Raw genomic sequence first — 22,494 nt, 5'->3', positions numbered from 1 at the left:
CCTTTAGGGTTTTTTATATGCAATCACAGGTATATAGTCAGGCCAGGAACAGAATATTTCTTGCTTCATTCGTATGCATCGGAGTCATAATAAATGTACTTTTGTACTTTATTATGAATAAATTTGGTGTGCCTCTTTATATGGACACACTGGGAACTATTTTTGTCACAATAGCGGTGGGACCCTTCTTTGGAATAATGACTGCCGTTATTTCCAATACTCTTTGCATGGTCTTTAATGGACATGCCATCTATTATTCTGCTGTAAATGCGCTCATTGCCGTTCACACCTTCAGTTTTATGAAAAGACATTCATTAAAAAAACAGAAGGATATAGCAAAACTAATCCTTTTACTGGCTATGGTAACAGGACTTTTAAGCACGGTTATCCAGTATCTTCTTGGCGAGATACATTCTACTGTGACTAGCAGAAATGCTGAATATTTCTCAGACAATTTTGGTGTTCCCTTCATCCTTGCAGTGACGATGCTTAATATTCTCCTGAATATTATTGATAAGGGATTCTCTGTTGCCATAGTTTTGGGTGTTCTTCGAATAATGCCTGTAAAGGTTTCAACGCTGCTAAGGGAAAGCACTCTTAAACAGAGCTTGAGTTCCATAATACATCTGAAGAATGCTGACAAAAATAAAAGTGGTATTAAGTATTCCATTCGAACCAGAGAGACCCTTTCACTTGTTGTGACCTCTATTGCAATAGTGGTTGCCATGACCTGGATCGGACTCAATCTGTACTTTGAGGATGGTAAACAGAGCAGATCTGAAAATGCATATAATGCGGCCAGATTTGCGGCTGAAGTAATTGATGCGGACAGAGTGGAGGAATTTGTAAAGGAAGGAGAGGCAGCCTCAGGATATAAAGAAACTAAGGATATGCTTACAAAGATAAAGGAAAATGCGGCAGGAATTAACTTCCTGTATGCTGTTGTGATGAGAGAAAATGGCTGCCAGGTTGTATTCGATGTTGATACAGAAGAGCAGAGCGGCCATGAGCCCGGAGATGTTGTAAGCTACGAAAAGGATATACTTCCCTATATTCCTGCGCTTCTCAACGGTGAAGCGATTGAACCACTGGTTTCAGACGGTATAAGAGAGTGGAGCGAGACCATTTTTTATCCTGTGAAGAACAGCTCCGGAAAGACTGCCTGCTATGTTGGCTGTCAGGTTTCTCTTGGCTATGATGCTGATTATATGAGAAATTTTATTATAAGGGTGCTGCTTATATTGGCGGGACTTTTCATACTGCTTGTGGCACATGAGCTGTGGATGACAAATATTTATGTATCATATCCCATAAGATCCATGTCGTCCGTTATGGATTCCTTCGCTGATAGCGGTGATGAGCAGAGGGCTCTTGATGAAAACGTCCGCAAGATCAGGGAGCTTGGAATTCACACCGGTGATGAGGTTGAAAAGCTTTATCAGACTCTTTGCGATATGACCCTTAACCAGGCAGAGCAGATGAGGAATATCAGACGTCTGACCGATTCTACAATGAAGATGCAGGACGGACTTATTCTTACCATGGCGGACATGGTCGAGAGCAGGGACTCTGACACGGGAGCTCACGTTCAGAAGACCTCAGCATACGTAAAGATAATTGTGGAGGGACTTAGGGATAAGGGCTATTACCCTGAAAAGATCAATCCCAAATTTATCTCTGATATTGTGAGATCTGCACCTCTTCACGATGTAGGAAAAATCAACATATCCGATAAAATCCTCAATAAGCCCGGTAAGCTTACGGAAGAGGAATTCGAGATTATGAAAACTCATACCACAGCAGGTAAAGAGATAATAGAGAAGGCTATTAATACGGTTAAGGGTGGTAGCTACTTAAAGGAAGCCAGAAATATGGCTGCTTACCACCATGAGAGATGGGATGGAAAGGGCTATCCCGAAGGGCTTCACGGTGAGGTTATTCCGCTTTCCGCAAGAATCATGGCGGTTGCGGATGTGTTTGATGCGATTACCTCCAGAAGAGTGTATAAGCCACCGTTTACGCTTGAAAAGGCACTTGAGATCCTGCAGGAGGGTGCAGGAACTCAGTTTGATGCGAAATGTGTAGAAGTTTTCATGGATTCACTTCCTGAGATAAAGGTAATTCTTAATAAGTATAATCAGTAAATTACACGCACTCCTTTTTATGTGGGTGATATGACCTATGGAGGTTGTCAGTGACTGGCAGGTTTAACAGGACTAATCTATTAAGAATATATTTGGCGGCTCTTTCTGTCACTGCGCTCGTTTTTGGCGGAACTAAGGTTATGGCTGAGGATGAGAGCGCGTTGAAGACAGGAGGGGGCTATGCGGTCTCCAAGCAGACTGATAAGGTGGGGTATTCTGCGCAGATTTATGATGCAGAGAATGGCCTTATTACGTCTGATGCCAATTGTATCTTAGGTGCCAGTGACGGCTCCATCTGGGTTGGTGGCTACAGCGGAATACTACGCTATGACGGTTCAACCTTTGAAAAGCTGGATACCGCAGACGGACTTACCAGCGGACGAGGAATCTTTGAGGATTCCAGACGAAGAATATTTGTAGGAACAAATGATAACGGTGTTGTAGTGATTGACGGCGAAGAACGTATTCATTACACCTACAAGGAAGGTCTTCCCTCATCCTCGATAAGGGCGTTTGCTGAGGATAATAATGGAAATGTATTTATCGGTACTACATCAGGTATTGCGTATATATCACCTGATGGTGCGCTCCGAGTCCTTGATGATGCGAGGATAAACGAGGAGAGAATATTAAAGCTTGAAGCTGATACTAACGGAAGGATTTACGGACAGACCAAGAATGGCGTAATCTTTGCCATTGATAACTGTGAGGTTACAGAGTTCTATGACTATGAAGAGCTTGGCATGGAAAAAATCACATGTATTCTGGCTGATCCCAATAATCCCGGAATGGTATATATCACGACTTCAGGCTCCGCTATATACTACGGTCAGTTTGGAGCAAGATACATAAACATGAAAAGAATATCCATTTTGCCGCTGGAAAACATCCACTGGATCAGCTATGACTGTGACCGTGTGTGGGTGTCTACAACGGAGGCAATAGGATATCTGGATGATCAGAAGCATTTTCATGAGGTTAAAAATCTCCCCATGAACAGCTCCATAGAGATGACAACCTCTGACTATCAGGGTAACCTATGGGCTGCCTCATCCACGCAGGGAATAATGAAGGTTGTTACCAATAATTTTGAGGATCTGTTCGAGCTTGCAGACATTAGGAAGCTGGTTACAAATGCGACCTGCCTTCATAAGGATAAGCTTTATGTCGGAACCGATTGGGGACTCTTTATTATCGATAAAAATAACGAGGCTATTACCAACAAGGTTACGAATTACTTTAAGGATACCAGGATAAGATGCCTCATGGAGGACAGTAAGAATAATCTCTGGGTATCCACATATACCGGCGGAAAAGGACTTGTCTGTGTAAACAGTGCAGGAGAAATTACTTCTTATACATCATATAACGGACTTCCGCATAATGAGGTCAGAGCTACCTATGAGGCAGCAGATGGCAGCATTTTAGTTGCCACCAACGGTGGTCTTGCGGTCATTCAGAATGGAAAAATAGTAAAATGTGTCTGCTCCGAGGACGGAATAAAAAATACGATTTTCCTTTCAGTGATCGAGGATGCAGACGGAAAAATATATGTTGGTACGGACGGCGACGGTATATACGTTATAGACGGCGATAAAATTGACAGAATTGGCAGAGATGACGGACTTACCAGCGATGTCATCATGAAGATCAAGGAGGATAAAAAGAGAGGCTTATACTGGCTTGTAACCTCTAACTCCATTCAATATATGAAGGATGGTGTTATACATGAGATTTCTACCTTCCCGTATAACAACAACTACGACATCTACTTTGATGATAACGGATATGCCTGGGTGCTTTCTGCCTGTGGTATCTACAAGATCAAGGCAGATGATATGCTGAGTGATTCGGTTTCTGATTACAGACTCTATACGATAGAGAATGGACTTCCCTATTCCATTACCTCCAATTCACGAAGTGATCAGGATGAAAATGGCAATCTGTATATGTCCGGAAGATATGGTGTTATTAAGGTAAATACCAATGACTTCCTGGAAGAGAGTATAGATATAAAGGTAGCAGTCAACTCAGTATACTGTGGTGACACAAAGATATTACCCGATGATGAGGGCAAATATGTAATCCCTCCTTCAGGGGAGAGAATAAGAATTCAGGCATCAATTATGGACTACACCATGGTCAATCCCATGGTCAGGCTATACCTGGAGGGAAGACAGGATGATGGAATAACCAAGCCCAGAAGTGAGATGTTCCCTCTTGAATATACGGACCTTCCTTATGGTAACTACAAGCTTCATATTCAGGTTATGGGCCACAATGAAGAGGAGATAATTCTGGATGAAGCCTTTGATATTATAAAAAAGCCGAGATTTACCGAGCTTTTCATATTCAGAATGCTTTTTGCAATACTGCTGTCTGCGCTGGTTGGCTTCATAGTTTATAAGGTAATGAAGGCCACCGTAGTTAACAGGCAGTACGTTGAAATAAAGAAGGCAAGAGATGAAGCGGAGAGAGCAAACTCTGCAAAGACCAGATTCCTTGCCAATATTTCACATGAGATCAGAACTCCTATCAATACCATTATGGGTATGAATGAGATGGTCATGAGAGAGGATGCCACCGGAGTTCCCAAGGGATATTTCATGTCAATGATGAACTATTCCTTCGATATTAAAAATGCTGCGGAGTCACTACTTGGTCTCATAAGTGACCTCCTTGATATGTCCAAGATTGAATCAGGTAAGATGCACCTGGTTCAGGAGGAATATGATGTTCAGGATATGCTCCGTGCAATAGTGAGCATGATCCGCATTAGAAGTACACAGAAGGAACTGACCTTTGACGTTGTAGTGGATGAAATGCTGCCAAAGCGCCTCTACGGAGATGATGGTAAGATAAAGCAGATAGTACTTAACCTCCTCACCAACGCTGTTAAGTATACCAACTATGGCGGATTTATTCTTAATGTGACGATGGTGACCAGAGAGGATAATGACTGCGAGATCAATTTCGTTGTAAAGGACACCGGAATTGGTATTAAAGAAGAGGACATGGAGAGGCTCTTTACAGCTTATGAGAGACTTGATGAGGAGAAAAACAGCGGAATTCAGGGAACCGGTCTTGGACTTGATATCTCAAGAAGATTTGCAGAGCTTATGGGTGGATCATTAACCTGTAAGAGTGTCTATGGAGAGGGCTCTGAGTTTACCTTCGTAGTTCATCAGAAGATTATAGATCCAACTCCGCTTGGAATATTTGTAGAGCATGAGGAGGTTGTGGCTGCGGGACCTTATGTTCCTAAGTTCGTTGCTCCTGATGCAGATGTTCTGGTGGTGGATGATAGTCCTATGAATCTGAATGTCATTAAGGGACTTTTGAAGGCGACCAAGGTATTTGTGACCACAGCATCAAGTGGAGCTGAGTGTCTGGAGAAAATTGCAGAGAACAACTATAATGTTGTTTTCCTTGATCACATGATGCCTGAAATGGATGGAATAGAGACCCTTGCAAGGATTCGTTTGATGAGGCCGGATCTCCCTGTTTATGCTCTTACAGCCAACGCTTCAAACAGTGCAGACTTCTATATTGAAAAGGGCTTTAACGGATATCTGACCAAGCCTGTTGACTGCGAAGCGCTTGAAAAAACCATCATGAAGCATATTCCTGAAGAGATGATGGAAAAGGCTGATGAATCTGATGCCATTGAGGATCTCAAGGAAATTCCCGAGGAGCTTTCATGGATTAAGGATATTCCTGAGATATCCGTTGATGAGGGTATCAAAAACTCCGGTGGAATCAGTAGCTACATATTCTCATTGCAGCTTTTCCTGGATACTATAGATGGCAATGCCAGGGTTATTCAGGATGCTTATGATAGTAATAACATAAGGCTTTATACTATAAAGGTTCACGCACTTAAGAGCTCTGCCAGGATCATCGGTGCAACAGACCTTGGAAAGCTTGCTGCAGACCTTGAGGATGCCGGCAATCATGAGGATACTGGCTTTATTCAGGCTAATCATGACAGGTTCATGGCGGATTATTTATCATTCAAGGATAAGCTTGGAAGACTTGTTTCAGAATCGCAGGAGAGCGAAGACAAAGAGGCTATATCAGCTGCAGAGCTGCAGGATGCCTACGATGCACTTAAGGACGTTGTTCCACAGATGGACTATGACGCTGTGGAAATGATCATAGGACAGCTCAAGACCTTTGCACTTCCGGAGGAGGATGCGACTAAGGTGACAGAGCTTGAAAAAATGCTCAGAAATTTTGACTGGGATGGAATGGAAGAGCTGATAGCAAAATAAACATTGGTTCATGAAGCAGTAAATACTACATTTTAGAGGTGAGAAGATTATGGCTGGAAATAGCATGGTAGTAATTGGAGAAAAGGAATCCTTTATTGTCAGGGTACTTATTCAAAAGGCTCAGGCAGCAGGCTGTGCTACATCATTTGTCCACTGGACTGTCAATGACATTAGCAAGGGGATAGAGGGAGTTTCGCTGATAACCTTCTATATTGATGAAAATGATATGCCTCGCGAGGATGCGGTCCATTTTCTTATTGATGAAATGCGGGATAAGAGTCTTCAGATGATCCTTATCGGTGAGCAAAGGGATATAGAACGTGTCAGTAAGATGGTGCCGGCAGAGCTTATCTATCAGACCTTCTCGAGACCTGTTGATAATGCTGAGTATGTAAAAGCGGTCACTGATTATTTCAAGAAAATGGCTACGGGAGAGTTCAGGAAGAGCATTCTTGTGGTGGACGACGATCCTCAGTATCTGACGCTGGTCCGCGAATGGCTAAAGGAAAAGTATAAGGTATCCATGGCTAACTCCGGTATGCAGGCCATAAAATGGCTTGCAAAAAACAAGGTGGACCTTATTCTTTTAGATCATGAGATGCCGGTTACGACAGGACCTCAGGTTCTGGAAATGCTAAGGAGCGAAGAGGAAACAAAAACGATTCCGGTTATGTTCCTTACGGGAAAGAGCGATAAGGAAAGCGTAATGGCTGTGGTGGCACTTAGACCCGAAGGGTATTTCCTTAAGAATATAGGAAGAGATGAGCTGCTTGAAAAGCTTAAGGAATTTTTCATCCTGCATCAGTAGGACAGGGATTTGGGAGGACGTGACTAAAGGAGTAGTTAGCTGATGTATGAGTTTATAAAAACAAACCAAATGGATATCATGCTGGCTTTGTGTGCATCCTGCATGACAATGGCGCTTTTGCTGTTGATAACAAAGTTCCTTCCGAGGAGGAGAAAGTGGATCCTTATCGGGATGGAGCTTGTTGCGGTTTTTTTGCTCTTTTTTGACAGACTGGCATACATTTATGCCGGAGACATGAGTCACACCGGATATGTTATGGTCAGAGTTTCTAACTTTATGGTATTTTTTCTGACCTCCGGTATTGTTTTTAATTTTAATATCTACATTATCGACCTTATTAATGAATATGGAAAACTTAGGATAATCCCGAAGAGGCTTATGTTTACAGGTATTGCATCAATAGGCGGAATGCTATTGGCAGTCATCTCAGCTTTTACGGGAATTATTTATACGTTTGATGCTTCTAATCACTATCAGAGGGGACCATGGTTTCTTATGGCCTATGTGGTACCGGTTATCGGTCCGCTAATTCAATATACAGTTTGTTTTGAGTATAGGAATAAATTCAGTATATTTATCAATACCGCTCTGTTTTTGTATATCTTTGTGCCCATCATAATGGGAATTGTTCAGATTTTTACCTACGGAATATCAATTGTAAACATGGCTATGGTCATGGTGTCTGTATCGCTATATGTATTTTCATATCTTGATATCAATGAGACCGTGGTCAAATCACATATCCTTGAGATGGAAACCCTGCAAAAGGAACAAAAGAGCATGAAGCGTCTGTTTGAGCAGACCGCAGGTGCTTTTGTTAAGGCTGTTGAGAAGAAGGATGAATTTTTAAACGGTCACTCGGCTAAGGTTGCGGAGGTTGCGAGAAGAATTGCAAATGCAGCAGGAAAGAGCACAGAGGAACAGGAGGAAGTATATTATACAGCTATCCTTCACGACATAGGAATGATCGGTTTACCTGACAGCATAACGGAAAAGGATGAACTGAATGCTTACGAAAAAGAATTGATCAGGCAAAAGCCACTTCTCAGTGCAGAAATACTTTCTGCCATAACGGAATATCCATACCTTAGTCTTTATGCCCGTTACTGCTATGAGAGATATGATGGAAGCGGATATCCTGAAGGGTTAAAAGGGAATGCCATTCCGGAGGTTGCAAGAATAATCTATTTGGCAGATGCGTATGTTGCAATGTCTTCACCCAAAAAATACAGGGACGCACTACCTATGCCAATAATCCGTGAAGAGCTTATAAAGGGAAATGGTGAGCAGTTTGATCCATATTACACTGATATTCTGATCAAGCTGCTTGATGCAGATGTTAATAACAAGATACTGACAGAGGAAGTTCAGATTGAGACAGAGCTTCAGTGTGGAACGTACAGGGATAAGATTTCAGCAGGTATAGCGATAGAGAATACGGTTACGAATATAAGCTTTTTGTGTATGGAGAGTGAGACGGCAGCAGGAGCCTTCAGCCAGCCTTCAATTATATTGTTTGATTCCTTTGACAGGCATGTATACAACAGGGAGAGGGAGATCGAAGCCTTTAAGTACACTGAGTATGGTGAGCTTTGGTTTGATGGTCACAGTGTAACTACCAATGCCAGAAATATTCTCATTAAGGTGACAGAGCATGAGAGTGAAGCAGTTACCACTGAAAGCGCTGAGCAAAACTACTTTATTTCAGCCCGTCGTTTTGAAGATCACCTTATGCTCGTAATGGACAGCAAGGGAAGAACCGTAAAGGTCATTGTGGCACTTCCCGATAAGACTAAGTCAGCATATATCGGAATCACCGGTGAAAATTGTTACATAACGGGTATCAATATTGAAAATACTGAAGACATTACAAGGGCAGAGGATATCCCGAGGATAGAGGATGAGCTGGACTACACAGACAGAATGGTTTCCGATGTACCCAATATTCAGATTGACAGGCCAAGGTCAGCTTCAACAGAGGGCATAGCAATAAAAGATCACTTAAAGCTCAAGTTCCACTCTGTGAGCCTTCCTTCCGCGACACTTGTATGGCACTGTCCGTATATTGTTCTGTTTTATTCTGATGATAAAAAGGTGTACGGCGAGGGCTACCGTGAATACGCCATGATAAAGCTAAATGGTGAGAGTGACGAGATCAAGGAATTCGCCAATAATAAGGTGTCCATCAAAAAGAAAGAGCAGTTCAGGAACTGGAATGTCTGGAAGGATACCTGCAGAAAGGGTATGGAGTGTGAAGTCCTCTTTAAGAGAAAGGGCAACACCATAACCACAGTCACGGAGAACCTTGGAATCTCAATTGAAAATATCACCACCATTAACGGTGGTAACGGCAAGGTCTATGTAGCTTTGTCGGGAGATCAGGTGGCACTGACGGATATAAGAATATTGTAATTTTACTATAGAGACTTCCCACATCAAGCTGTGGGAAGTCTTTTTGATGCAGAGAAATTGCTGGAAAATTTACGGCAAAAATATATGTAGACCGTTGAAAATATGGGGTTGATATTGGATAATATACTTCGTGTACATAGCACATGAGGGAATCATGAGTTAAGGAGGAGACTATGAAGGAATTTGACGCAGTAGTTTTTGATATGGATGGAGTGATCTTTGACTCTGAGAGAGCAACTATGGATTGCTGGATTGAAATTGCAGACAAATATGGCTATGAGAATATGGAAGAACTTTTCCTTGCCTGCACAGGAACAAACGCTGAAAAAACAAAAGAGCTTACTCTTGAATTCTACGGCGAGGATTTTCCTTATGATAAGTTTGCTAAAGAGGCATCTGTAATGTTCCATGAGAAGTACGATGGCGGAAGGCTCCCCATGAAGAGCGGTGTAGCCACGATCATGGAGTTCTTTAAAAAGAATAACAAAAAAATAGCACTGGCTTCTTCAACCCGTAAGGAAGTGGTTGTTAACGAACTCAGAGATGCTAAGATACTTGACTATTTTGATGAGATAGTTACAGGGGATATGGTTTCAAAGAGTAAGCCTGAGCCTGATATTTTCCTCCTTGCCTGTGAGAAGATAGGTGTTGCACCCGGGAAGGCATACGCTATCGAAGACTCCTTTAATGGAATAAGAGCAGCTCACAGAGGAGGGCTTAAGCCTATTATGGTTCCTGATCTTAGACCTGCAGATGATGAGATGAAGGAGCTTTCAGAGGTGGTCGTTGATAACCTTGAGGCTGTGGTGAGCTATCTGGAAAAATAAACATTTGGGAGAAAACAGGTATGACAAAGCTGAGACCATGATGTCCATGGCTGTTATTTGGGATTAAAGCCTGCCTTTTCAGAGGAAGTCATCAAAGAGGTGGCAGGATATTTTGAGAAAGAATTGGGACTTTGATTAGTAGTTCATTTAGGAGGGAATATGAAAAAAGTATATAGAGTTTTTGCTACGGCGGTATCCGTGATATTTCCGTGTCTGGGTATACTTATTCCAAGGTCACTGCAGTCTGTTGTTCTTTATTTGATCTTCGGAGCATTATTTATTCTTATCAATATTGTTCCAAGTCTTGAGGCGGACAGCCTTCGCACAAGAAAGCTCAGACAGTGCCTTAAGGGCGCTGAGCTTTTAAGGTTCTATATGGTGGCATCGGTTATCAATGCAGTTATATGGGTGGCAGATCTTGTTGTTCATATCATGAGTGTTACCTACGGCTTCTGGGTACCATGGCTTTTGTCTGCGCTCATGATTTTTCTTACAATGTCCATTCTTTATTGGAATGGATGCATAAGGATCATTACCAACTCGTCCCAGGCGGGAATCGTTAATAAGACTATTTCATATTTTTGCGCATGGTTTTTCCCGCTTATATTTGCCTTTGTTCCCGGAATGATAAAGAGAGCAGAGAACGAAGCATACTTTGAAAACTATAAGATAGGTGTTAACGAGCAGCGCCATGCTCAGCAGATCTGCAGAACAAGATATCCTCTGCTTATGGTTCACGGCGTGTTCTTCAGGGATTTCAAGCCTGCCTTCCTTAACTACTGGGGAAGAATATCAGGTGAGCTTCAGCTCAACGGCGCTACAGTTTTCTATGGTAACCAGCAGTCAGCAGCATCAGTTGATAAGTGTGGTGCGGAGCTGGCAGAGAGAATAAAACAGATCATAGCTGAGACAGGCTGTGAAAAGGTGAACATCATCGCCCACTCTAAAGGAGGTCTGGATTCACGTGCCGCAATCGCAAGATACGGCGTGGAGGATATGGTTGCAAGTCTTACAACCGTTAACACACCTCACAGAGGCTGCGAGTTTGCAGATTATCTTCTCAGTAAAATCGGACAGCCCATTAAGGATAAGGTTGCAGCTACCTACAACGCAGCTCTTTCAAAGCTTGGAGACCCCAATCCCAACTTTATTGAGGCAGTTACAGATTTAACTCACGAGGCCTGCGAGAAATTCAACAGCATCACACCTGATTCAGACAAGGTATATTATCAGAGTATCGGTTCATATATGGCAGCAGCCACAGGTGGAAGATTCCCGCTGAACTTGTCCTATAACCTTGTAAGATACTTCGACGGAAGAAATGATGGACTTGTTGGTGAGAAGTCATTTCCCTGGGGACAGAATTATACTTTCTTGGAGCCCAGAGGCGGAAGAGGAATATCCCACGCTGATATGATCGATCTTAACAGAGAGAACTTCGAATGCTTTGATGTAAGAGAGTTTTACGTTCAGCTTGTAAATGACTTAAGACAGAGAGGATTTTAGTAAGTTAAAATCGCAACGTGATAAAAAGTTGAAAAAAGATTAAAATCACTCCTTGACAGATTGTATACACAAGCGTACAATCACAAACTATAAAAGACAAAGGCGTCTTAGAGATAACACTCTAAGGCGCCTTTTCTGTACCTTTCGAATACTACTCCGGAGACGTATACAATTGTATACAGGTATTCATGCAATAAAATAAATTATTTAGCGGTGCAATGGGGCATCGGGTGATACACCCTCCCTGTCTGCGCCGCTTTTCATTTCCTAGTGGAGGAGCATGTTATGAGTGAAGAGATTTTAAGTACAATCGATTCGAGTGTTTTTGGAGTTTGGTTTTTGATAGGCGCAGCTCTTGTTTTCTGGATGCAGGCCGGATTCGCAATGTGTGAGGCAGGATTTACAAGAGCAAAAAATACAGGAAACATCATCATGAAGAACCTGATGGATTTCTGTATCGGTACTGTGGTTTTCATCCTTATCGGCTTTGGTTTATTACTTGGTGAAGATGTGATGGGAATCATCGGAAAGCCGGGATTTGATATTTTCACAAGCTATGCAAATTTCGACTGGTCCAATTTCGTATTCAACCTTGTGTTCTGTGCAACAACAGCAACAATCGTTTCAGGATCCATGGCTGAGAGAACAAAGTTCATTTCCTACTGTGTATATTCAGCAGTTATCTCAGCAATCATCTATCCGATTGAAGCTCACTGGACATGGGGCGGCGGTTTCCTGGCACAGATGGGATTCCACGATTTTGCAGGATCCACATGTATCCACATGGTTGGTGGTATCTCAGCTCTCATCGGTGCATCATTCTTGGGAGCAAGAATTGGTAAGTTCGAGAAGGATGCAAACGGCGACGTAGTTAAGGTAAACGCTTTTCCCGGACACAACCTTACAGCAGCAGCTCTTGGTGTTTTCATTCTCTGGCTTGGCTGGTATGGATTCAACGGAGCAGCATGTACATCAGTTGATCAGCTTGGTTCAGTTTTCGTAACAACAACAATCGCACCTGCACTTGCAACAGTAACCTGCATGATCTTCACATGGCTGAGGTATGGTAAGCCCGATGTTTCAATGTGTCTCAATGCTTCACTTGCAGGTCTTGTAGCAATCACAGCTCCCTGCGACGTGACAGATGCATTTGGTTCAATAGTAATTGGTATCGTAGCAGGTCTTCTTGTTTGCTTCGGTGTTTGGTTTCTTGATTATAAGCTTCACGTTGATGATCCCGTTGGAGCAGTTGCAGTTCACTGCTTAAACGGTATCTGGGGAACAATTGCAGTAGGTCTTTTCGCAACAAATACAGCTCCCGGTTACAGCATCGCTGATGCTTCAGGAAATGAGATGGTTGGTCTTTTCTATGGCGGCGGATTTAAACTCCTTGGAATTCAGTTTATAGGATTCCTTGCAGTTGCAGCATGGACAGCAGTAACAATCACAATCACATTTGCAGTAATTAAGGCTACACTTGGTCTTCGCGTTTCTGAAGAAGAGGAGATCACAGGACTTGATGCTACAGAGCACGGCCTTGCATCAGCTTACTCAGGATTCGCACTTATGGATGTTTCAGGAACTCTTAACATGAGTGTAAATGAGAATACAGATCTTGGCGTAAGCGATTACGATGAGGCTTCAGAATTCCAGAAGAATGCTTCTGTTCCGGTTGTTACACAGCCTATGAAGACAGATGCAGCTATACATAAAGTAGTTATCGTTACAAAGCTTTCAAGATATGACAAGCTTCGTAAGGCCATGAACGATCTTGGCGTAACAGGTATGACAGTAACTCAGGTTATGGGATGTGGCGTACAGAAGGGCTCAGGCCAGAAGTACCGCGGTGTCGAAATGGATGTAACACTTCTTCCCAAGATCAAGCTTGAGGTTGTAGTCAGCAAGATTCCTGTAGAGGATGTTATCGAAGCAGCTAAGAGAACACTTTACACCGGTAAGATCGGTGATGGTAAGATCTTCGTTTACAGCATCGACAACGTAGTTAAGATTCGAACAGGCGAAGAAGGTGTACTCGCTCTGGCTGATGCCGAGTAAGAATAAATGTAACTGTAGGAGGAACAACAGATATGTGCGCAATTCTCACATATGCAAGAGAAGAGATTAGTAAGGAGTATTTTGAAGAAATGCTCCAGAGAACAGCATCGAGAGGACCTGATAAATCCAAGACTCTTAAGGTGAAGGGTGGATGGCTTGGATTTAACAGGCTGGCAATCATGGGACTTAATTGCAAAGGAATGCAGCCCTTCGAACTTAATGGTAATGCTGTTATCTGTAATGGTGAGTTATATGGCTTCAATGCTCTGAAAAAATATCTCAAATCTTTAGGTTACTCATTCGTGAGTGACAGCGATTGTGAGATCATACTTCCACTCTATGAGAAGCTTGGAACTAAGATGTTTTCACTTCTCGACGCTGAGTTTGCAATGGTCATCTATGATGTGGAAAAGAGAGACTTCATTGCAGCAAGAGATCCGATAGGAATAAGACCTCTTTACTATGGATATGATGAGGATGGCTACATACTGTTTGCCTCAGAACCCAAAAACCTTACAGGTGTATGTAAAAAGATAATGCCGTTCCCTCCGGGACATTACTACGAGGATGGCAAGTTTACATGCTACAGAGATCTGACTCAGGTAAAGGAAGTCAGAACTGATAACTTAGAAACTATTACAAAAAATATTCACGACAAGCTCCTAAACGGAATAAAGAAGAGACTGGATGCAGACGCTCCTGTTGGATTCCTTCTTTCAGGAGGTCTGGATTCATCTCTGGTTTGTGGAGTTGCAGCAAGCTTATCTGATAAGCCGATTGAGACATTTGCAATCGGAATGGATATAGATGCCATCGATCTGAAATATGCAAGAGAGGTTGCAGATTATATCCATAGCAATCACCACGAGGTGATAATCAGCAAGGAAGATGTTCTCGGTGCACTGGAGCCTGTAATTAAGGCACTTGGAACCTACGATATAACAACGATCAGAGCTTCAATTGGAATGTATCTTCTTTGTAAATGGATTCATGAAAACACCGACATAAAGGTTGTTTTAACAGGTGAGATTTCTGATGAGCTTTTCGGATACAAGTACACGGACTTCGCTCCGAGTGCTGAAGCCTTCCAGGAGGAAGCAAAGAAGAGAGTAAGAGAGCTTCACATGTACGATGTACTTCGTGCAGACAGATGTATAAGCGTCAACTCTCTCGAAGCAAGAGTTCCCTTCGGTGATCTTGATTTCGTGGATTACGTTATGAGCATTGATCCTGAAAAGAAGCTCAACACCTACGGAATGGGCAAGTACCTTTTGAGAAAAGCCTTTGAACCTGATGAGTTTATTCCTCACTCAATACTGATGAGAGAAAAGGCTGCATTCTCTGATGCGGTTGGACACTCACTTAGAGACGACCTCATGGAATATGCAGAGGCTCATTACACAGATGAGGAATATGCTGAAAAAGTAAAGAAGTACACACATGCGACACCTTTTACAAAGGAATCGCTTTTATATAGAGAGATCTTTGAAAAGTATTACACAGATCAATCCGACATGGTAATTGATTTCTGGATGCCGAATAAGAGCTGGAAGGGCTGTGACGTAAACGACCCGTCCGCGAGAGTTCTTTCAAACTACGGCGCCAGCGGAAAATAAATTGTTAATTATTAAGTGAGGTTCTACAACAGAGGAACCGGATTTAAGGAGGAGAAAAATGATAGAAGCAAGCAAACTTACAGAAGAATTTGGATGTTTGGTTTTTAATGACAAGGTAATGAAACAGCGCCTTCCTAAGGATATTTATAAAGCTGTTCATAAGACAATTGAGATGGGAACTCACCTTGAGCTGGACGTAGCTAACTGCGTTGCAGCTGTTATGAAGGAGTGGGCAGTAGAGAACGGTGCAACACATTTCACACATTGGTTCCAGCCTATGACCGGGCTTACTGCTGAGAAGCATGACAGCTTCATTTCTCCTGTTGATGGCGGAACAGTCATCATGGAGTTCTCAGGAAAAGAACTTGTAAAGGGCGAGCCCGATGCATCAAGTTTTCCTTCAGGCGGTCTTCGTGCAACATTTGAAGCACGTGGTTATACTGCATGGGATCCGTCATCTCCTGCCTTTATAAAAGATGGTTCACTTTACATTCCTACCGCTTTCTGTTCATACGGCGGAGAAGCGCTTGATAAGAAGACACCTCTTCTGCGCTCGATGGAAGCTCTGTCAAAGGAAGCGGTTAAAATGCTCCACCTGTTAGGCTATTCAGATGTAAAGCGCGTAAACACCACAATCGGCTCTGAGCAGGAGTATTTCCTTATTGATAAGGACTTCTACAAAAAGAGAAAGGACCTTCTTTTTACAGGTCGTACCCTTATCGGTGCACCTGCAACAAAAGGACAGGAGATGGAGGACCATTACTTTGGCGTAATCAAGCCCAAGGTATCAGCTTACATGCATGATCTTGACGAGGAGCTCTGGAAACTGGGCATTCCCGCTAAGACAAAGCATAACGAGGTTGCACCTTCACAGCACGAACTTGCACCCGTATTTGAGACAGCAAACATCGCTGTTGATCACAACCAGCTTACTATGGAGGTTATGAAAAAGGTTGCTGATAAGCACAACTACGCATGCCTCTTACATGAAAAGCCCTTCGAGGGAATCAACGGTTCAGGTAAGCACAACAACTGGTCAGTTTGCACTGACACAGGAATGAACCTCCTTGATCCCGGAAAGCATCCCAGCGACAACATTCCTTTCCTTGTATTCTTAATGGCTGTTATTTCAGCAGTTGATGAGTACGCGCCGATTCTTCGACTTTCCGTTGCATCTGCAGGAAACGATCACAGACTTGGTGGAAACGAAGCACCGCCGGCAATCATTTCAATCTTTGTTGGTGACGAGCTCGCAGGCGTTCTTAAGGGCGTAGAAGAAGGAACAGCATACGAAGGCCAGGGCAAGGTACAGATGGCTATGGGTGCTAACGTACTTCCTCATTTCACAAAGGACAACACAGACAGAAACAGAACATCACCCTTCGCATTCACAGGAAACAAGTTCGAGTTCCGTATGCCCGGTTCAGCAGTTTCTGTAGCAAACGCTAACATCGTACTTAACACTGCAGTAGCAGAAGAGATCGCAAAGCTTTATGAAAAGCTTTCAGCATACAGCGGAGACGAGCTTAAGGAGAAGATCCTTGAAGTATTAAAGGAAGAGCTTTCACAGCATAAGAGAGTTCTCTTCAACGGAAACGGCTACACAGATGAGTGGGTTGAGGAAGCAGCAAAGAGAGGACTTCCGAACCTTAAGTCACTTCCCGATGCAATGCCTTACTGGATCAGTGATGAGTCAATCGACCTCTTCACAAAGCATGGCATCTTCACTAAGGAAGAGCTTCACTCAAGATATGAGATTCTCCTTGAGAACTACTCAAAGTCAATCCACATCGAGTCTCTCACAATGCAGGAGATGGTAAGAAAAGACTTCACAGAAGGTCTTGTTGCTTACCAGAAGGATCTCACTAAGGAGATTATCCAGAAAAAGAGCCTCATCGACGGTGCATGTGCAGAGCATGAGACAGGCATCTTAAAGACACTTGATAAGGCATCTGCAGAGATGAGCAAAGCTCTTGATAAGCTTGCAGAAGACACCAAGACAGCAGAAGGAAAGACTGAGGTCCTCGACACAGCTTCTTACTATCAGGAGACAATCCTTGCTGACATGGATGAACTTCGTAAGTATGTTGATGAAGCTGAGGCCCTTATCCCTGATAAATACTTAAGCTACCCGACCTATGGTCAGATGTTGTTCTCACTTAGATGATTCTACTTTGTTTATAGTAATAAGCAGCTCCGATGGAGGAACAGACTAAGTGCACATACTTTGTTCAACACGAACAAATATGTGTACTTAGCATGTTATTATTCGGAGCCTCATACTAATATATAAGGCGGTACATAATGGAAACATGGATGAATGAGCGCGATGCCTGCGGTATCGGCGCAGTTATTAATATCGACGGTAAGGCTGACAATAAAGTGCTCGACGATGCTTTGAGCATTGTTGAGAAGCTTGAGCACAGAGCCGGAAAAGACGCAACAGGTAAAGTGGGTGATGGTGTCGGAATCCTTGTCCAGATCTCACACAAATTCTTTTCAAAGGAAGCAAAGAAGGCAGGGATAGAGCTTAAATCTGCCGGTGACTACGGAATCGGTATGTTCTTCTTCCCTCAGGATTCCATGAAGAGAATGTTTGCAAAGCGCATGCTTGAAGTTATTGCAGAGAAGGAAAATCTCAATGTTCTCGGATGGAGAGACGTTGAGATCCACCCTGAAATTCTGGGAGAAGTAGCAAGAAACTGCATGCCCTACATCAGTCAGTGCTTCATTGAGAGACCCTCTGATGCGGATAGAGGCATAGAATTCGACAGACGACTTTATCAGCTGAGACGTGAGTATGAAAAATCCTCAGAGGATACCTATATCTGCTCATTTTCATCCAGAACTATCGTCTATAAGGGTATGTTCCTCGTAGGTCAGCTTAGAAACTTCTATGAGGATCTTCTTTCACCTGATTATCATACAGCGGTAGCACTTGTGCACAGCCGCTTTTCAACTAATACCACGCCTTCATGGCAGAGAGCTCACCCGTACAGGATGATCGCCCACAACGGTGAGATCAACACAATCCGTGGTAACAGCGATAGAATGCTCGCCCGTGAGGAGACCATGTCATCTGACGTTTTCGGAGATGACCTTGGAAAAGTATATCCCGTTATCGCATCCTCAGGCTCTGATTCTGCGATGCTTGATAACACACTTGAATTCCTTTACATGAACGGAATGGACCTTCCGCTTGCTATGATGCTCACAATTCCCGAGCCCTGGAAACACAATGATTTCATGGAGCAGGACAGGAAGGATTTCTACCACTACTATGCAACAATGATGGAACCCTGGGATGGTCCTGCAGCTGTACTTTTCACAGACGGCGAAGTGTTCGGCGCAACCCTCGATAGAAACGGTCTTCGTCCCTCCAGATACTATGTCACAAAGGACGGAAGGCTTATTCTGGCATCTGAGGTTGGTGTACTTGATATTCCTGAGGAGAACATCCTTAAGAAGTCCAGACTTTCACCGGGACATATGCTCCTTGTTGATACAAAGGAAGGACGCATCATTTCAGATGAGGAGTGCAAGAAGAAGTATTCAACATCAAAGCCCTACGGTGAGTGGCTTGACAGATATCTTCTTCACCTTGGATCTCTCGAGATTCCTAATAAAAAGATACCCACAAACTCACAGGAGATGCGCGATAAGCTCTACAAGGTTTTCGGGTATTCTTATGAAGACGTAAAAAATCAGATAATGCCGATGGCTATGAACGGCATAGAGCCCACGGTTTCCATGGGTACGGATATTCCGCTGGCTATGCTTTCACAGCATCATCAGCCTCTTTTCTGTTACTTTAAGCAGTTATTTGCACAGGTTACAAATCCGCCCATCGACTCACTAAGAGAAAAGGTCGTAACAGACACTACGGTTTACATTGGATCTGACGGTAACCTTTTGATGGAAAAAAGTGATAACTGCAGGGTGCTTGAGGTGAATAACCCCATCCTTACAGGCGTGGATCTCATGAAGATCGAGGCTCTTGATCAGCCTGGCTTCCATGTGCGCAAGGTATCACTTCTATATTATAAAAATACACCGGTTGAAAGAGCACTGGAGCAGCTCTGCATCTCAGTTGACAGAGCAGTAGCAGACGGCGTGAACATCGTTATCCTCTCAGACAGAGGTGTTGATGAAAACCACATGCCTATACCATCACTCCTTGCAGTATCTGCTGTTGAGCAGCATCTTGTAAGAACCAAAAAGCGCACAGCTGTATCTCTTATCCTTGAGAGTGGTGAGCCCAGAGACGTTCACCAGATCGCTACACTTCTCGGTTTTGGTGCAAGAGCTATCAATCCTTATCTTGCACAGGAGTGTATCGCAGAGCTCATTGATATCGGAATCCTCGATAAGGATTATCACACAGCAATTGCTGATTACAACAAGGCACTTCTTGGCGGCGTTGTAAAAATCGCAGCAAAGATGGGTATCTCAACATTACAGTCATATCAGTCAGCAAGAATTTTTGAGGCTATCGGTCTTTCAAGTGAGTTTGTAGATAAGTACTTTACAGGAACAATCAGTCGAGTAGGCGGAATCGGAATAAAGGAGATCGGAGAGGACGTTGAGCTTCGTCACAACAAGGCCTTCGATCCGCTGGGACTTTCAATAGATACAACTCTTGATTCTATCGGCTTCCATTCACTTAGAAGCGGTGAGGATACCGAGGATCACATGTACAGTCCCAAGACCATCGTTACACTGCAGAGAGCTGTCCGTGAGGATGACTACGAGCGCTTCAAGGAATACACAAAGATGGTGGATGATGAGGACAGACCTCATACACTCCGCGCACTTTTGTCCTTCGTTCCTGCAGGAAAGCCTGTACCCCTTGAAGAGGTCGAGAGCGAGGAAGAGATCGTAAAGCGTTTCCAGACAGGAGCCATGTCCTATGGTTCACTTTCAAAGGAAGCACATGAGACTCTTGCGATTGCCATGAATAAGCTTGGCGGAAAGTCCAACACCGGTGAAGGTGGTGAGGACGTAGCCCGTTTTGGTACTAACAGAAACAGCGCAGTAAAACAGGTTGCATCAGGAAGATTCGGTGTAACCAGCAGATACCTTCAGAGTGCAAAAGAGATTCAGATCAAGATGGCACAGGGCGCTAAGCCCGGTGAAGGTGGTCATCTTCCGGGCAAGAAGGTTTACCCCTGGGTTGCTTCAACACGTTTCTCAACTCCCGGTGTTGCGCTGATTTCTCCTCCGCCTCATCACGATATTTATTCAATCGAGGATCTGGCACAGCTGATCTACGACCTTAAGAATGCAAACGATAAGGCAAGGATTTCAGTAAAGCTTGTATCTGAGGCAGGAGTTGGAACAATCGCATCAGGTGTTGCAAAGGCAGGCGCACAGGTAATTCTTGTTTCAGGCTATGACGGAGGAACAGGTGCTGCACCTTCATCCTCAGTTCACCACGCAGGACTTCCCTGGGAGCTTGGAGTAAGTGAAGCACATCAGTCACTTCTTGATAACGGTCTTAGAAGCAGAGTAGTCCTTGAGACTGACGGAAAGCTCATGACAGGTAGAGATGTTGCAATCGCTGCACTTCTCGGTGCCGAGGAATTCGGTTTTGCTACCGCTCCCCTTGTATGCATGGGCTGCATGATGATGAGAGTATGCTCCAAGGATACATGTCCTGTTGGTATCGCCACACAGAACGAGGAGCTCAGAAAGAGATTTGCAGGAAAGCCTGAGCATGTTATGAACTTCATGCTCTTTGTAGCAAGACAGCTTCGTGAGATCATGAGCGAGCTTGGATTTAAGAAGCTCACTGATATGGTTGGAAGAACTGACTGTCTCAAGATGAGAAGCGTTCCCGGTGCAAGATGCAAGGACGCAGCTGACCTTAGAAAGATTTTAAATAATGCTTATCCCGGCAGAGAGAAGAACCACTTCGATCCTGCTGATGTATATGACTTCGGACTTGAGAAGACTCTTGATAAAAAGGTACTTGTTCCTGAATATGACAAGGCTAAGAAAGCTCTTAAGGAGAGTCTTGAAACCTCAGTTGTTGATGGTGTTGCAGCTACAAAGAAGCCTGTACTGAATATTAAGGTTGATATTTCAAGTACTGACAGAAGCTTCGGAACTCTTCTTGGAAGCAGAGTAACGGCAGACTTCAAGAATGCGCTTCCAGATGATTCAGTTGTGGTTGAAGCCCATGGCGGCGGTGGTCAGTCCTTCGGTGCATTCCTTCCTAAGGGCGTAACACTTAAGCTTTACGGTGATGCAAACGATGGCTTCGGTAAAGGACTTTCAGGCGGTAAGGTAATTGTAAGACCTTCAAAGAAAGCAACCTACAAGGCTCATGAAAATATCATTATCGGTAATGTTGCTCTGTACGGTGCAACAGCCGGAAAGGCTTATGTATGCGGTGTTGCCGGTGAGAGATTCTGTGTAAGAAACTCCGGTGCCATAGCAGTTTCAGAGGGCTGTGGCGATCACGGCCTTGAGTACATGACAGGCGGAAGAGCAGTCATTCTCGGAATGACCGGTAAAAACTTCGCAGCCGGAATGAGCGGCGGAATCGCTTATGTCCTTGATAAGGAGCATACACTTTACCTCAGAATGAATAAGGATATGGCTTCTCTTTGTGAGCTCACTGAAAAGTACGATATTGCAGAGCTTCGAGAAATTCTTGAGGATTATGTCGCAGAGACAGGCTCTGAGTATGGTGCTGAGATCCTTGCAGATTTTGAGAATTATATACCTGATTTCAAGAAGATAATTCCGAACGATTACCAGAAGATGCTGACAGCAATCGGAAAATACGAGGAACAGGGAATAGATCACGAGCACGCAGTACTCGAAGCATTTAAGGAGCTTACATAA

10 protein-coding genes are annotated in these 22,494 nt (G+C 43.5%); all 10 read left to right on the top strand.

What is annotated here, in order from left to right; translation table 11 throughout:
- Nucleotides 1-113: 113 nt before the first annotated feature.
- The 10 genes from G601_RS24365 to gltB all read left to right on the top strand — a co-directional run bounded on the left by G601_RS24365 (nt 114) and on the right by gltB (nt 22,494).
- On the top strand, nt 114-2,144 hold the full coding sequence (locus G601_RS24365; RefSeq protein WP_242834460.1) for an HD-GYP domain-containing protein: 2,031 nt from the start codon (nt 114-116) through the stop codon (nt 2,142-2,144).
- 50 nt (nt 2,145-2,194) lie between these two features.
- Nucleotides 2,195-6,418, top strand: a complete 4,224-nt coding sequence (locus tag G601_RS24360) for a hybrid sensor histidine kinase/response regulator (RefSeq protein ID WP_155834585.1) — start codon at nt 2,195-2,197, stop codon at nt 6,416-6,418.
- A 49-nt stretch (nt 6,419-6,467) separates the two neighbouring features.
- A complete protein-coding gene (locus tag G601_RS24355; protein WP_081673646.1) occupies nt 6,468-7,226 on the top strand; it encodes a response regulator in 759 nt (252 codons plus the stop codon).
- 42 nt (nt 7,227-7,268) lie between these two features.
- Complete coding sequence (locus G601_RS0120055; protein WP_026666400.1) at nt 7,269-9,638, top strand: HD domain-containing phosphohydrolase; 2,370 nt, start codon at nt 7,269-7,271, stop codon at nt 9,636-9,638.
- Nucleotides 9,639-9,811: 173 nt separating this feature from the next.
- A complete protein-coding gene (locus tag G601_RS0120050; protein WP_026492090.1) occupies nt 9,812-10,465 on the top strand; it encodes an HAD family hydrolase in 654 nt (217 codons plus the stop codon).
- Between the two features lie 159 nt (nt 10,466-10,624).
- Complete coding sequence (locus tag G601_RS0120045) at nt 10,625-11,971, top strand: esterase/lipase family protein (protein ID WP_026666399.1); 1,347 nt, start codon at nt 10,625-10,627, stop codon at nt 11,969-11,971.
- Between the two features lie 285 nt (nt 11,972-12,256).
- Nucleotides 12,257-14,026 carry an ammonium transporter gene (locus G601_RS0120040; protein ID WP_026666398.1) on the top strand — a complete coding sequence of 590 codons (1,770 nt, stop codon included), beginning with the start codon at nt 12,257-12,259 and terminating at the stop codon, nt 14,024-14,026.
- Nucleotides 14,027-14,058: 32 nt separating this feature from the next.
- Nucleotides 14,059-15,642 carry an asparagine synthase B gene (asnB, locus tag G601_RS0120035; RefSeq protein WP_026666397.1) on the top strand — a complete coding sequence of 528 codons (1,584 nt, stop codon included), beginning with the start codon at nt 14,059-14,061 and terminating at the stop codon, nt 15,640-15,642.
- A gap of 58 nt (nt 15,643-15,700) precedes the next feature.
- Nucleotides 15,701-17,809, top strand: coding sequence for a glutamine synthetase III family protein (locus tag G601_RS0120030; protein ID WP_035786296.1), 2,109 nt, complete (start codon nt 15,701-15,703; stop codon nt 17,807-17,809).
- A gap of 137 nt (nt 17,810-17,946) precedes the next feature.
- The gene (gltB, locus tag G601_RS0120025) at nt 17,947-22,494 is read left to right on the top strand and encodes a glutamate synthase large subunit (protein ID WP_035791187.1); all 4,548 of its coding nucleotides are present in this window, start codon (nt 17,947-17,949) and stop codon (nt 22,492-22,494) included.

The organism is Butyrivibrio sp. FC2001 (assembly GCF_000424125.1).
Taxonomy (GTDB): Bacteria; Bacillota; Clostridia; order Lachnospirales; family Lachnospiraceae; genus Butyrivibrio.
This window is presented reverse-complemented; position numbering and strand designations above follow the sequence as displayed.

Bases quoted from the DNA above. Each gene is read 5' to 3' on its own strand.
- G601_RS24365 (WP_242834460.1), top strand. From the start codon at position 114: ATGAATAAATTTGGTGTGCCTCTTTATATGGACACACTGGGAACTATT.
- G601_RS24355 (WP_081673646.1), top strand. From the start codon at position 6,468: ATGGCTGGAAATAGCATGGTAGTAATTGGAGAAAAGGAATCCTTTATT.
- G601_RS0120055 (WP_026666400.1), top strand. From the start codon at position 7,269: ATGTATGAGTTTATAAAAACAAACCAAATGGATATCATGCTGGCTTTG.
- G601_RS0120050 (WP_026492090.1), top strand. From the start codon at position 9,812: ATGAAGGAATTTGACGCAGTAGTTTTTGATATGGATGGAGTGATCTTT.
- G601_RS0120045 (WP_026666399.1), top strand. From the start codon at position 10,625: ATGAAAAAAGTATATAGAGTTTTTGCTACGGCGGTATCCGTGATATTT.
- G601_RS0120040 (WP_026666398.1), top strand. From the start codon at position 12,257: ATGAGTGAAGAGATTTTAAGTACAATCGATTCGAGTGTTTTTGGAGTT.
- asnB (WP_026666397.1), top strand. From the start codon at position 14,059: ATGTGCGCAATTCTCACATATGCAAGAGAAGAGATTAGTAAGGAGTAT.
- G601_RS0120030 (WP_035786296.1), top strand. From the start codon at position 15,701: ATGATAGAAGCAAGCAAACTTACAGAAGAATTTGGATGTTTGGTTTTT.
- gltB (WP_035791187.1), top strand. From the start codon at position 17,947: ATGGAAACATGGATGAATGAGCGCGATGCCTGCGGTATCGGCGCAGTT.